We start from the raw sequence: 13,585 nt of genomic DNA, 5'->3' as shown, positions 1-13,585 counted from the left end.
CGTCAAAGAGCATGATCTTGGGCTCCATGGCCAACGCCCGGGCGATGGCCACCCGCTGCTGCTGGCCCCCGGAGAGCTGCCCCGGATATTTTTTCGCCTGGTCCAGGATCCCTACCCTTTCCAGAAGCTCCAGGGCCTTTTTCTCCGCCTTCTCCCGGGGCCAGCGCCTCACCCGCACGGGGGCCAGGGTGAGGTTCTCCAGCACGGTCATGTGGGGGAAGAGGTTGAACTGCTGGAAGACCATCCCCACCTCCCGCCGGACCTCCCGCAGGGCCCGGTCGTCCTTGACGTTTTTGCCGTCCACCCACACCTCGCCCTCCTGGAAGTCCTCCAGGCGGTTGACCGTGCGGATGAGGGTGCTCTTTCCCGAGCCCGAGGGGCCGATGACGACGAGCTTCTCCCCCGGGGCCACCTCCAGGTGGATCCCCTTCAGGACGTGCAGGGGGCCGAACCACTTGTGCAGGTTGCGGATCCTTATGATGGGCTCCACCGCCCTCATTTTCGCACCCTCTGGAGGAGGTAGGTGAGGAGGAAGAGGCCGAGGCCGATGGCGTCCGTGAGAAGCCCCGGGACCACCAGGGTCAGGGCCGCTCCCAGGAGAAGGGCCCTCTCCAGGAGGTTCGTGGGCCTGTGCAGGAAGCCCACGAGGGCGGCGCTGAAGGCCGCCATGCCCAAAAGGGCGGTGAGGAAGACCCAAAGCCCCTCGCCCAAGGAGGCCACCCCCAGGAGGAGGAGTTTGGGGTTGAAGAAGAACATATAGGCGAGGAGGGCGGTCCTGAGCTCGTACACGAAGCCCTGGACCGCCGTCTTCCAGAAGTCGGAGCGGGCGATGGCGCTGGCGGCGTAGGCGGCCAGGGCCACGGGGGGCGTGGAGTCGGCCATGATGCCGAAGTAGAAGACGAACATGTGGGCCGCCACCGGGGGCACGGCGTACCCCGCCTTCTCCGCCAGGTTCAGGACCACCGGCACCACCAGGGAGGCCATGACGATGTAATTGGCCGTGGTGGGAAGGCCCATGCCGAGGAGGAGGCTCGTGAGCTGGGCGAGGAGGAGGACGAGGATCAGGTTCCCCCCGGAGAGCCTCTCCACGATGTCCGTGAGGCCAAAGCCGATGCCGGTCATGGTGACGATGCCCACGATCACGCCGGCCGCGGCCGTGGCCAGGGCGATGCCCACCATGCCCCTCGCCCCCGCCTCGAGGCCCTCTAGAAGAAGCCTTCCTCCCCTGAGGAGCCCGAGGCCCACCCCCGTCCCGCTCCTCCAGGCCCGCCAGGCCTCCTGGAAGAGGATGAGGAGGGCCATGAGGAAGACCGTGTTCAAGGCCGCCCGTTCCGGGGTGAGCCTAAGGGCCACCAGGGCGTAGATGAGGTAGGCGACGGGGAGGAGGTAGTGGGCCCCCGAGCGGAGGACGGGGGCAAGGGGAGGAAGCTCGGAGCGGGGCACGCCCTTGAGGCCCAGGCGCAGGGCCTCGAGGTGAACGGTGACGAACAGGGTGGCGTAGGCCAGGAGGGCGGGGAGGAGGGCGATGAGGATGAGCTGGCTGTAGGGGATGTTCAAGAGCTCGGCCATGATGAAGGCCGCGGCCCCCATCACCGGGGGCATGAGCTGGCCGTTGGAGGAGCTGGCCACCTCCACCGCCCCCGCCTTCTCCGGGGGGTAGCCCACCCGCTTCATCAGGGGGATGGTGAAGGTGCCCGTGGTGACCACGTTGGACACGGAGCTCCCCGAGACCACCCCCGTGAGGGCGCTGGCCACCACCGCCGCCTTGGCGGGCCCCCCGCGGAAGTGGCCGAGGAGGGCGTAGGCCACCTGGATGAAGAACCGCCCCGCCCCCGCCTTCTCCAGAAGGGCCCCGAAGAGGACGAAGAGGAAGACGAAGGTGGCCGAGACCCCCAAGGGCACGCCCCAGATCCCCTCGGCGGTGGTGTAGAGCTGGCCCATGAGCTGGCCCCACTGGCTTCCGGCGTGGAGCTGGAGCCAGGAGGGGAGCATGTAGGGGATGAGGCCCTTGGGCCCGGTGAGGGCGTAGAGGACGAAGGCGGAGGCGATGATGGGCAGGGCGGGCCCCACCACCCGCCAGGCGGCGAGGAAGAGCACCAGGAGGGTCAGGGTGCCCATGAAGACGTCCCGCCCGCTCGGGATCCCGCCCCGGAGCTGGGTGATGCCGTAGTAGTCCCACACCACGTAAAGGGCCCCCGCCGCCCCCAGGAAGGCCAAAAGCCAGTCCAGAAGGGGAACGCGCTCCCTTGGCCCCCGCCTCGCCGGGTAGGCCAAGAAGGCCAGGGCCAGGGCAAAGGCCAGGTGGACCGCCCGCAGGCGGATGGGGTCCAGGGTGCCCATCTCCGTGGCCCAGAGCTGGAAGAGGCTCCAGGCCACCCCGAGGCCGAAGAGGAGGAAGCGGGGCCACCCCTTAGGGCGCCTTCCCCCGAGCTCCGACTCCTCCACGAGAAGCGCTGCGTCCTTGTCCATGCCTTTCCCTTACCGGAGGAGGGGCCCCCGTTGGGGGCCCCTCCTTTTGGGCTAGGGGCCTACTTCAGGACCCCGGCCTCCCGGTAGAAGCGCTCCGCCCCGGGGTGGAGGGGGATGGGCAGGCCCCTCACCGCCTTCTGCAGGCTGAAGAAGCGCTCCAGGTTGGGGTGGATCTTCTTGAAGGCTTCCTGGTTGCCGAAGACCGCCTTCATGAACTTGTAGACCGTTTCCTCGGAGAGCTTCTCCGAGGCGATGAGCATGGCCTGCACCGCCACGGTGGGCGTGGTGACGTCCACGCCCTTGTAGGTGCCCCCGGGGATGTTGAAGCCCACGTAGAAGGGGTACTTCTTGGCGATGGCTTGAATGCGGTTCAGGTCCACGGCCACCAGGGCGATGGGGGTGGTGAGGGCGAGCTGCTGGATGGCCCCCGCCCCCAGGCCCACGGTGTAGAAGAGGGCGTCCGCCCGCTTGTCCTGCATGAGCTGGATGCCCTGGGTGGCGCTCACCCGGATGGCCTGGCCCAGGTCCTCGAAGCGGAGGCCATAGGCCTCGAGGATCTGCCGGGCGTTCTGCTCCGTGCCGGAGCCCACGTCCCCCACCACCACCCGCTTGCCCTTGAGGTCGGCCACGGTGCGGATGCCGGCGTCGGCCCGGGCCACGATGTGGACCACCTCGGGGTAAAGGGCGGCGAGGGCCCGGATGGCCTTCACCGGCTTGCCGTCAAAGGCGGCGATGCAGCAGCCTTGGTAGGCGTAGTAAGCGATGTCGTTCTGGGCCAAGGCCATCTCAAACTCCCCGGCGGCGATGGCGTTGATGTTGGCCACGCTCCCGCCGGTGGAGCGGGCGTTGGCCCGGATGCCCACATTGGCGTCGTTCACCAGCTTGGCCATGCCCGTGGCCACGGGGAAGTAGACCCCGGTGGTGGAGCCGGAGCCGATGGTGAGGAACTCCTGGGCCATTCCCAGGCCGAGGAGGGCTAGAACCGTCAACATTACCTTCTTCGTCTGCATAAAACCACCTCCTTGAGGCCGCGGTCAGTATACCCCGTAGGCCCACCCCCCGCAAGCCTTCTAGCGGCCCGCCACCTTGAGGCGGGCCTCGAGGCGGTTGGTGAAGAGGGTGAGCACCGTGGTGAGGAGGAGGTAAATGGCGGCCACCGCCAAATAGACCTCCACGGGCCGGAAGGTGGCCGAGATGATGCGCTGGCCCGAGAGGGCGAGCTCCGTGAGGGTGATGACGCTGGCCAAGGAGGAGTCCTTGAGGAGGGCCACCACGTTGTTGACCAGGGGGGGCACCACGATCCTCAGGGCCTGGGGCAGGACCACGAAGCGCATGACGTCCCCCGGGGAGAGCCCCAGGGACCAGGCCGCCTCCCACTGCCCCTTGGGGATGGCCTGGATCCCGGCCCGCACCACCTCGGCGTTGTAGGCCCCCACGTTGAAGGCCAGGGCGAGGAAGGCCGCCCAGTAGGGGGTGAGGGCCTGCTGCGCCCCCGGCCAGAGGGGCTTTAGGAGGAGGGGCAGGGCGGTGTAGGCGAAGAGGATCTGGACGAGGAGGGGGGTTCCCCGGGTCACCCAGATGTAAAAGGTGGCGGGAAGCCGCACCCAGGCCCGGCCGGAGAGCCGGGCCATCCCGGCGAAAACGCCGATAATGAGCCCCGCCCCCCCGGAGAGGAGGGTGAGCTTGAGGGTGATCTCCGCCCCCTGGGCCATGGCCTGCCCCGCCGAGGCCGCCCGCTCGGGACCGAAGCCCGCCAGGAGAAAGTACCGCTCCAGGGCCAGGCCCAAAAGGGCGAAAAAGGCCACGTATCCCAGGACGAGAAGGGCGAGGAAGAGAAGGACGCGGGAAAAGAAACGCATCTTACCTCAAGGATAGGCCCCGGGGCCTCCGCGCCCCAGGGCCTAGGAAAGGGCTACCGGCAGCGCACGTCCTCGCCGAACCACTTCTTGGAAATCTGGGCGTAGGTGCCGTCCTTCATCAGGTCGGCCAGGGCCCTATTTAGGGCGTCCAGCACCCCCTTGTTCCCCTTGGCCACCGCCATGGCCACCCTTTCCTGGAAGAGAAGCTCCCCGAGCTGGAGGGTGTTCTCCAGCTTCCTCTCCTTGATGGCCTCCTTGGCCACGAAGCGGTCGGTGATCCAGGCGTCCAGACGGCCCGCGAGGAGGTCCTGGAGGGCGTCGGGGTCCTTCTGGTAGGTCCGCACCTCCTTGACCCCGGGAATCTTCTGGGCCGCCTCCATGTAGGTGGTGCCGATCTGCACCCCCACCACCTTGCCCTGGAGGTCCTTGGCGGTCCTGGGCCCGCCCTTCTTGCTCACAATGATGCCCCCCGTGCAGTAGTGGGGGTTGGTGAAGTCCACCGCCTTGGCCCGCTCCTCGGTGATGCCGTGGGAGGCGATGACGAAGTCAAAGCGCCCCTGGTTGAGCTGGATGAGGAGGCTGTCAAAGGACTGGGCGATCCAGACGGGTTTCAGGCCCAGCTTCTTGGCGAGGGCGTTGCCCAGGTCCACCTCAAAGCCCGTGAGCTGGTTCTTCGCGTCAAAGTAGTTGAAGGGAGGGAAGGCCCCTTCCGTGCCAATGCGGATCTCCCCGGAACGCTTGATCTCTTCAAGGCTCCGCACCTGGGCCAAGGCCAAGCCCAGGGCCAGCACTCCCAGCCAAAGCGCAAACCTTTTCATGCCCACCTCCTAACGGGGGTGATTATACACGCTTAGGCCCAGCGCACCCAGGTGACCCGTCCCGTGACCGGGTGCTTGAGGGCCAGGCGCATCCCGTAGGTGTAGCTTCCCGGGCGGGGAGGGCGGAAGCTCCCCTCGTACCCCCCGTGGGAAGGAGCCAGGGGGACCACCTCCAGCTCCCCCGTGCTCCGCTTGACCACCAGCTGGACCTCCAGGAAGGGCCTCAGGGCCTCGGGCACCTCCCCCTCTACCCAGGCCCGCACCCGGAGGGGCTCCCCGTTTAAGGTGAGGTGGCCCGGGGCCTCCACCCGAAGGCCCAAGGCGAAGAAGGCGGGTAGGGCCTGGTGGAGAGCTTCCAGGGTCTCGGCCGCCCCCAGGGCGCGCCGGGCCATCTCCGCCCCCCTTTGGTAAAGGGCCAGGTACTCCCCCACCATGCGGGCGGCGCTGAAGTAGGGCCCCACGGTGCGCAGGCTCTCGTGGATCATGGCCAGCCAGCTTGCGGAGTAGCCCTCGGGCCCCTTGGCGTAGAAGAGGGGGAGGACCTGGGACTCCAGGACATCGTAGAGGGCTTGGGCGTCGGCCATGTCCTGGGCCTCCTCGCTCTCGTAGACCCTGTCGTCCCCGATGGCGAACCCGTTTTTGCCGTTGAAGGCCTCCGCCCACCAGCCGTCTAAGACGCTCAGGTTGAGGGCCCCGTTGAGGGCCGCCTTCATGCCGCTGGTGCCGCTGGCCTCCATGGGGCGGCGGGGGGTGTTGAGCCAGACGTCGGAGCCTTGGACCAGGAGGCGGGCCAGGTACATGTCGTAGTCCTCCACCACCACCATGCGGTCCTCGAGGCCGAGCTCCCGGATGCGGCCGATAAGCTCCTGCAGGTAGGCCTTGCCGGGCTCGTCCTTGGGGTGGGCCTTCCCGGCGAAGACGAACTGCACGGGGTAGGGCCCCCGGAGGATCTTGGCCAGGCGCTCGGGGTCCTTGAAGAGGAGGACAGCCCGCTTGTAGGTGGCGAAGCGGCGGGCGAAGCCGATGGTGAGGGCCTCGGGGTCCAAAAGGCGCTCGGCCTCCCGTAGGCGGCCTGGGCTTTCCCCGTTGCGGCGGCGCTCTTCGTAGACCCGTTGCCGCACCTCGCGGATGAGCTCGGCGCGAAGCTCCTTGTGGATGCGCCAGAACTCCTCCCCCAGGCCCTCCACCTTCCAGGTGGCGGGATCCTCGGGGCGCTTCTGCCACTCGGGGCCGAAGACCTCGGCGTAGTGGCGGCGAAGCCTCGGGTGGAGGAAGGTCCAGGTGTGAACCCCGTTGGTGACGTGGCCGATGGGCACCTCCTCCGGGAGGAGGTCCGGCCAGAGGTGGTGGAACATCCGGCGGGAGACCTCCCCGTGGAGGCGGCTCACCCCGTTGGCCTGGGCGCTGGTCTTGAGGGCCAGGTTGGACATGGAGAAGACCCTGCCCCAGGGCTTTTCCTCGAGGCCCAAGGCCAAAACCCCCTCCCGGTCCGTCCCCAGTTTTTCCCAAAAATGGCCCAGGTACTGGTCCAGAAGCTCCAGGGGAAAGGCGTCGTGCCCGGCGGGCACCGGGGTGTGGGTGGTGAAGAGGGCCCCGGCCCGGACCAGCTCCAGGGCCAGGGGGAAGGGGTGGCCTTCCGCCACCAGCTCCCGAAGGCGCTCTAAGCCCAAAAAGGCCGAGTGCCCCTCGTTCATGTGGAAGACCTCGGGGGCGAGGCCCAAAGCCCTAAGCAGCCGCATCCCCCCGATGCCGAGGATCATCTCCTGCTTGAGGCGCATCTCCAGCCCCGGGGCGTAGAGCCTGGCGGTGATGGCCCGGTCCTCGGGGGCGTTTTCCGGGAGGTCGGCGGTGAGGAGGTAGACCGGCACCGCCCCCACCTGCACCCGGTAGGCCCCAAGCCACACCGTGCGCCCGGGGAACTCCACCCCCACCCTGAGGGGCTTTCCTTCCCGGTCCTGTACCGGCAGAAGGGGGAGCTCCTCGGGGTGAAGAGGCTCGTAGACCTCCACCTGGGCGCCCTCCTTGGAAAGCCGCTGGTGGAAGTAGCCCTCGTGGTAAAAGATCCCCACCCCCACCAGGTTGAGGCCGAGGTCGCTCGCCGCCTTCACGTGGTCCCCGGCCAGCACCCCAAGCCCCCCGGCGTAGATGGGCAGGGAGCTGTGAAAACCGTACTCGGCGGAAAAATAGGCGGTAAGGGGGCCCTTCTTCTGCTTCCGCTCCTCCAGATAGGCCCTTAGGGCCTGCAACACCCCCTGGACCCGGGCCGGGTAGCCGGTGCCGAGAAGCCCCTCCAGACGGGCCGGGTCCACCTCCAGGAGGAGCTTCACGGGGTTGCCCCGGAAGCGCTTCCAAAGCGCCGGGTCCACCTCCTGGAAAAGCTCCGCCGCCTCCTTGTTCCAGCTCCACCAAAGGTTGTAGGCGAGCTCCCTCAGGCCCTGGAGGGGCTCGGGGAGCTCGGGCATGGCGGTGATGTGCCCTAGGGTCCTCACGAGGGAGGATTATACCGGCTTGGGCTTGAGCGAAGGGTCCCAGCCCTCACCTAAGGCGCCGCCAAAGCTCGGGGCTTAGCAGGAGGGCCACGGGCAGGATCTCTATCCGCCCCGCCCACATCAGGAGGATGAGTACCCCCTTGGCCAGGGGGTGGAGGCCGGCGTAAGAGCCCATGGGCCCCACGGGGCCCAGGCCCGGGCCGATGTTGCCGATGGCCTGGGCGCTGGCGGTGAAGGCCACCACGAAGTCCTTTTCCAGAAGGGCCAGAATCATGGTCCCCGCGGCGAAAAGCAGGGTGTAGAGGAAGACGAACACGGAAACCTGGCGCAGGGCTTCCTCGGAAACCACCCTCGGCCCCAGGCGCAGGGGAAGCACCGCCTGGGGGTGAAGGGTGCGGGTGATCTCCCGCCTGAGGAAGCCGAAGAGCAAGAGCCAGCGCACCACCTTGATCCCGCCCGCGCCCGAGCCCGCGCTTCCCCCCACGAACATGAGGAGGACCAAAACCGCCTGGGCGGGGACCACCCACCCCGCGAAGTCCACGCTGGCGAAGCCCGTGGTGGTGAGAATGGAGACCACCTGGAAGAAGGCGTGGCGGAGGCTTTCCTCGAGGCCGTAGAGGTGATGGGTGTAAAGGTAGAAGGCGAGAAGGACCCCCGCAAGAAGCACCAGGGCCGCATAGGCCCGGAACTCGGCATCCCGGAAGAGGGGCCTCACCTCGCGGCGGAAGAAGAGGCGGTACTGCAGGAGGAAGTTCACCCCCGCCAAAAACATGAAGAGGGTCCCCGCCCACTGGGCCCACGGGGAGTAGGAGGCGAAACTCTGCGGATTGGGGCTAAACCCGCCGGCGGGGGTGGTGGCCAGGGCGTTGGCCAAGGCCTCAAAGGCGGGGACCCCCGCCCCGAAGTAGGCCAAAAAGGCCAAGGCGGTGAGGAGGAGGTAGACCCTAAGCACCGCCTGGGCGGTGTGGCGAAGCCTTGGGGTGAGCTTCTCCTTCTCCACCCCGGTGGCCTCGGCGAAGAAAGCCTGGCGGCCCGCCACCTGGAGCTGGGGGAAGACCACCAGGAAGAGGAGGACGATGCCGATGCCGCCCATCCACTGGGTGAAGCCGCGCCAGAGGAAGAGGCTTTGGCCGAAGCGGCCGAAATCGCTGAGCACCGTGGCCCCGGTGGTGGTGAACCCGGAGACCGCCTCAAAGAGGGCGTCCAGGTAGCCAAGCCCTCCGGAAACCCAGTAGGGCACCGCCCCCAAAAGGGGAACCGCCAGCCAAAGGAGGGCCACGCTGGCGAAGACCTCGGCCCGCCTGGGCTGGGCCTCGGGGTGCCCCAGGGCCTGGAGGAGGCGCCCAAGCCCAAACCCCAAAAGGGCCGCCAGGGCGAAACCCCGGGCGTCCTCGCGCCAGAGAAGGGCCAGGAGGGCGAACCCCAGGAGGAGCCCCCCAAGGCCCTGATAGGCGAGGCCCAGGAGGTAGAGGCTGGAGCGGAACCCTCCTTTAGCCGAGGATCCGGGCCACCGCCGCATCCGCCACCTCCCGGGCCGCCACCAGGAAAAGCCGGTCCCCGGGGAGGGCCTCGAGGCCCTCCCGGTAGAGCATCACCCGGTGGTCCCGCTCCAAGGCGATGGGGGCCACCTGGGGCCCCGCGAGGCCCGCCAACGGCTTGGGAGCGAAGCTTTCGGGAAGCTCCACCTCCAGAAGCTCGATGTTCTCGTCCATGGTGGAAACGTGTTCCACGTTCTCCGGACCCAGGAAGTCCAACACCGCCCGCACCGCCGCCTGGCGCGGGGTTAGGGGCAGATCCACCCCCACCCGCTCAAACAGCCGGCGGGTCCCGGAGCGGGACACGCGGGTGATGACCTTGCCCACCCCGAGTTGCTTGGCGAGGAGGGAGGCCAGGAGGTTCTTCTCGTCGTTGTCGGTCACGGCCACCACGGCGTCGGCCTCCGCCATCCCCTCGGCCTCGAGGAGCTCCAGGTCCGTCCCGTCCCCGCGAATGACCAGGGCCTCGGGGAGCTCCTGGGCGAGCCACTGGCACCGCTCCAGGCTGGGCTCCACCACCACCACCTCCACCCGGCGGCGCAGGAGCTCCTGGGCCACCAAAAAGCCCACGTTTCCTCCGCCCAGCACCATCACCCGCCGCACCCCCCGCCCTTCGGCGAAGTGGGCCTCCAGCTCGGGAAAGGCCTTGGCCGTGGTGGCGAAGAGGAGCTTGTCCCCCGGGTGCAGAACGAGCCCGGGGAAGTCGGGGTGGGCGAAGCTCAGGAAGCCCCCATCCCGCACCACCCCCACCACCAAGACCCCCTCGGGCCACGAGAGCTCGGAGAGGGGGCGGTGGGCGTAGGGGCTCCCCTCCTTCACCCGGTACTCCGCGTAGCGAAGCCGCCCCTCCGCCAGCTGCTCCACGTCCACCGCCTCGGGCACCAGGATCACCTCCACGATCTCCCGGGCCATGGCCCGCTGGGGCCAGAGGACCCGGTCAATGCGGGTGCCCAGGATCTCGGCGGTGCGGGGGTCGGTGAGGACCTCCACGTATCCCCCCTTGCCCACGAAGCAGAGGACCTGGGCGGCCCCAAGCCCCTTGGCGAGGAGGCTTGCCAGGAGGTTCACCTCGTCGGAGTCGGTGCTGGCGATGAAGAGGTCCGCCCGGTCCACCCCGGCTTCCCTCAGGGTGTCGGGGTCCGTGGCCCCCCCCACCACCACCTTGACGTCCAGCGGGGCGAAGCGCTCCTTGGCCTGGGGGTTGCGGTCAATGACCACCACCTCGTGGGTCTTCTCCAGGGTGCGGGCGAGCTCCCCGCCCACCTCCCCGCCCCCGGCGATGACGATGTACATACCGCCCCTATCCTACGCCTGGACCCCAAAGAGGTCGTAGGCTTCCGCCCGGGTGATGCGCACGGGGATCCTCTCCCCCACCCGCACGGTGCCATCGGTCTCCACGTAGACCACGCCGTCGATCCCGGGAGAGTCGCGGTAGGTGCGGCCCACGGCGAGGCCGGGCTCGGGGAGCTCGTCCACCAGGACCTCGAGGGTCTTGCCCACGAAGCGTTGGTTCTTCCTGAGGCTGATCCGGGCTTGGTGCTCCAAAAGCCTCGCCCGGCGCTCCTCCTTCACCTCCTCGGGCACGGGGTCCGGGAGGCGGTTGGCCTCCGCCCCCTCCACCGGGGAGTAGGCGAAGACCCCCACCCGGTCCAGCTCGGCCTCCTCCAGGAAGTCCAGAAGCATCTGGAAGTCCTCCTCCCTTTCCCCGGGAAAGCCCACGATGAAGGTGGAGCGGAGGGCGAGCTCCGGCACCGCCTCCCGCCAGGCCTTGAGGGTCTTGAGGTGGCTGTGGTACCCCCCGGGGCGGCGCATGAGGCGGAGGATCCGCTCCGAGGCGTGCTGCAGGGGAACGTCCAGGTAGGGCAGGACCTTGCCCTCGGCCATGAGGGGCAGAAGGTCCTTCACGTGGGGGTAGGGGTAGACGTAGTGGAGGCGGATCCAGGCCCCGAGCTCGGCCATGTGGGCGAGGAGGTCCTTAAGCTCCGCCCGCACCAGGTGCTCCCCCCAGACGCTCGCCTGGTGCCCGAGGTCCACCCCGTAGGCCGAGAGGTCCTGGGCGATGAGGAGGAGCTCCTTGGTGCCCGTGGCCACGAGCCTCGCCGCCTCGGCCAAGACCTCCCCGGCGTCCCGGGAGCGGAGCCTTCCCCGGAGCTTGGGAATGATGCAGAAGCTGCAGCGGTGGTCGCACCCCTCGGAGAGCTTCAGGTAGGCGTAGTGGCGGGGGGTGAGCTTCACCTGGGGGGGGACGAGGTCCAAAAAGGGGTCCCGCGGGGCGGGGAGCACCTCCTGCACCGCTTCCAGAACCCGCTCCACCTCTCCCGGGCCCGTGACGGCCAAGACCTGGGGGTAGCGCTCCTGGATGGCCTCGGGCCTCGCCCCCAGGCACCCCGTGACCACCACCTTGCCGTTTTCCCGGAGGGCTTCCCCGATGGCCTCGAGGCTCTCCTCCACCGCGGGGGTGATGAAGCCACAGGTGTTCACGATGACGAGCTCCGCTTCCCCGTAGGTGGGGCTCGTCTCGTAGCCTAAGGCCTTGAGCCGGGAAAGGATCTGCTCCGAGTCCACCAAGGCCTTGGGGCACCCCAGGCTCACAAAGCCGATCTTCGCCATACGTCTCCCGGGGCCTAAGGGCCCAACAAAGGAAGAGTATAGCCAAGAAGGGAGGCCTTTTCCAGCGGGCCCCTCAGGGAAAGCTCCGGGTGAGGGGCTTGCCAGGCTCCCCCAAAGGCCCCAGGTCCTTCCCCTCCAGGATGACCCGCACCGCCCCTGGGTTGCCGGAGCGCACCTCCACGGGCAGGTCAAAGGCAAGCTCCGCCCCCACCTCGGGGATGCCCTCGTAAAGCCGCTTCCCTCCCCGGGTGACCCGAAGCCAGCTCCGGCCCTCCACCTTAAGGACGAGCTTCCCCGAGGAGGCCGGGGCCTCCTGGGGAGGCGGCCCAGGGTTCTCGGGCAGGGCCTGAAGGCGGTAGCGGAGGGCGAGGGGCCGGTCCAGGGAGATCTCCTCCTCCACGGGCCGGTATCCGGGAAGCTCCAGGCGGAGGACCCGCCTTCCCCCCTCCAGGGGCGGGGCCTCCAGGGGGGTCTGGCCCAGGTAAAAGCCGTCCAGGTAAACCCGGGCCCCAGGGGGCTCGGAAGCCACCCTCAAGGGGTAGCGCTCCGGCGCCTTGGGCGCGGGCTCGGGAGGAAGCTCCACCACCCGGGCGGGGCTTGGCCGAAGAAGGAGGTAGGCCCCGTAACCCAGGCCCAAGAGGAGGAAGAGGGCCAGGAAAAGGCCCCAGGGAAGGCGCCGTCCCTTGGGGCGGGGAGGAGGGAGAGGAGAAACGGGGGCGGCGGGGTACAGGGAAAGGAGGGGCTCGGGGTCCAGGCCCAAAAGGAGAGCGTAGCGCCGGAGGTACCCCCGGGCCAGGGCGGGCTCGGGAAGCCGCTCAAAGCGGCACGCCTCCAGGGCCTCGAGGACCGCCACCTTCAAGGCCAAGCGGGAGGCCGCCTCCTTTAGGCTTAGGCCCCGCTCCTCCCGCGCCCGTCTAAGCCTCTCCCCCAGCTCGCACACAAGACTATTCTAACCCCGAAAGGGCCAGGGCCACGCGGGCCGCCAGGCGGGCATTTTCCAGGAGGAGCCTCCGGTTCACCCGGTCGGTCTCCCCCTGGGAAAGCTCGCCGAGGCGGCGGAGGAGGTAGGGGGTGAGGGCCTTGCCAAAGACGCCCTCGCGCGCGGCCTGGCGGTTGGCCTCCGCCACCATCCGGGCCACCTCCTCGTAGGGGAGGCCCTGGGAGACCGGGTTCACCAGGAGCACACCCCCAAGGCCGAGCTCCTTCGCCTTGCGGAAAAGGAGGGCGGCCTCCAGGGGCGTCTCCACCCGGGCGGGCAGGGGGTACGGGGAAGAGGGGGCATAAAAGGCGGGGAGGCGGTCGGTGCGGTAGCCCACCACGCTCACCCCCAGGGTCTCCAGCCGCTCCAGGGTGGCCGCGAGGTCCAGGATGGCCTTTGGCCCCGCCGAGACCACCAGGATGGGGGTGCGGGAGAGGGCCACGAGGTCGGCGCTCTCGTCGTAGGGCTCGGGGTGCACCCCGCCGATCCCCCCGGTGGCGAAGACCTCTATGCCGTGGAGGTGGGCCAGGTGGGCCGTGGCGGCCACGGTGGTGCCGGCGCTCTTCCCTTGAGCCAGGAGGGCGGCCAGGTTCCAGAGGCTGGCCTTGTCGGCTCCTCCTTGGGCCAGGCGGGCCTTTTCCTCGGGGGTTAGGCCTAGGCGCACCTCTCCCCCCACCAGGGCGATGGTCTTGGGGGTGGCCCCCTCCTCGCGCACCGCCTCTTCCAGGGCCTCGAGGGTTTCCAGGTTCAAGGGGTAGGGCAGGCCGTGGGTGAGGACCGCGGACTCCAAGGCCACCAGGGCTTCGGGCATGGCTTTCAGTATAGG

The 13,585-nt window shown here is 68.8% G+C and carries 11 protein-coding genes; all 11 read right to left on the bottom strand.

Annotated elements, in window-relative coordinates; genetic code table 11:
- A partial coding sequence (locus AC01Y6_RS01140; RefSeq protein ID WP_476669866.1) for an amino acid ABC transporter ATP-binding protein occupies nucleotides 1-499 on the bottom strand: 499 nt, incomplete at its 3' end.
- Nucleotides 496-2,469: a TRAP transporter permease gene (locus tag AC01Y6_RS01135; protein ID WP_476669865.1), complete on the bottom strand. Its 1,974-nt coding sequence runs from the start codon at nucleotides 2,467-2,469 to the stop codon at nucleotides 496-498. The genes AC01Y6_RS01135 and AC01Y6_RS01140, both read right to left, overlap by 4 nt.
- Nucleotides 2,470-2,528: 59 nt before the next feature.
- On the bottom strand, nucleotides 2,529-3,479 hold the full coding sequence (locus tag AC01Y6_RS01130) for a TAXI family TRAP transporter solute-binding subunit (RefSeq protein ID WP_476669864.1): 951 nt from the start codon (nucleotides 3,477-3,479) through the stop codon (nucleotides 2,529-2,531).
- A 60-nt stretch (nucleotides 3,480-3,539) separates the two neighbouring features.
- Nucleotides 3,540-4,328, bottom strand: a complete 789-nt coding sequence (locus tag AC01Y6_RS01125) for an amino acid ABC transporter permease (RefSeq protein WP_428720096.1) — start codon at nucleotides 4,326-4,328, stop codon at nucleotides 3,540-3,542.
- Between the two features lie 53 nt (nucleotides 4,329-4,381).
- On the bottom strand, nucleotides 4,382-5,146 hold the full coding sequence (locus tag AC01Y6_RS01120; RefSeq protein ID WP_476669861.1) for an ABC transporter substrate-binding protein: 765 nt from the start codon (nucleotides 5,144-5,146) through the stop codon (nucleotides 4,382-4,384).
- Nucleotides 5,147-5,178: 32 nt separating this feature from the next.
- Nucleotides 5,179-7,635 (bottom strand): alpha-glucan family phosphorylase, encoded by a 2,457-nt coding sequence (glgP, locus tag AC01Y6_RS01115; protein WP_476669859.1) that lies wholly within the window; start codon nucleotides 7,633-7,635, stop codon nucleotides 5,179-5,181.
- A 46-nt stretch (nucleotides 7,636-7,681) separates the two neighbouring features.
- Nucleotides 7,682-9,154: a TrkH family potassium uptake protein gene (locus AC01Y6_RS01110; protein ID WP_476669858.1), complete on the bottom strand. Its 1,473-nt coding sequence runs from the start codon at nucleotides 9,152-9,154 to the stop codon at nucleotides 7,682-7,684.
- On the bottom strand, nucleotides 9,126-10,463 hold the full coding sequence (trkA, locus tag AC01Y6_RS01105; RefSeq protein ID WP_347242056.1) for a Trk system potassium transporter TrkA: 1,338 nt from the start codon (nucleotides 10,461-10,463) through the stop codon (nucleotides 9,126-9,128). The genes AC01Y6_RS01110 and trkA overlap by 29 nt, the downstream gene beginning before the upstream one ends.
- Before the next feature lie 12 nt (nucleotides 10,464-10,475).
- On the bottom strand, nucleotides 10,476-11,780 hold the full coding sequence (gene rimO, locus AC01Y6_RS01100) for a 30S ribosomal protein S12 methylthiotransferase RimO (protein ID WP_476669857.1): 1,305 nt from the start codon (nucleotides 11,778-11,780) through the stop codon (nucleotides 10,476-10,478).
- Nucleotides 11,781-11,853: 73 nt separating this feature from the next.
- On the bottom strand, nucleotides 11,854-12,720 hold the full coding sequence (locus tag AC01Y6_RS01095; RefSeq protein WP_428720906.1) for a RodZ domain-containing protein: 867 nt from the start codon (nucleotides 12,718-12,720) through the stop codon (nucleotides 11,854-11,856).
- Nucleotides 12,721-12,724: 4 nt separating this feature from the next.
- The gene (locus AC01Y6_RS01090) at nucleotides 12,725-13,570 is read right to left on the bottom strand and encodes a pseudouridine-5'-phosphate glycosidase (protein WP_428716388.1); all 846 of its coding nucleotides are present in this window, start codon (nucleotides 13,568-13,570) and stop codon (nucleotides 12,725-12,727) included.
- Between the last annotated feature and the right edge of the window lie 15 nt (nucleotides 13,571-13,585).

It is taken from the genome of Thermus sp. (genome assembly GCF_056332225.1).
The sequence above is the reverse complement of the archived record's forward strand: the minus strand, read 5'-3'. Positions and strand labels throughout refer to the sequence as shown.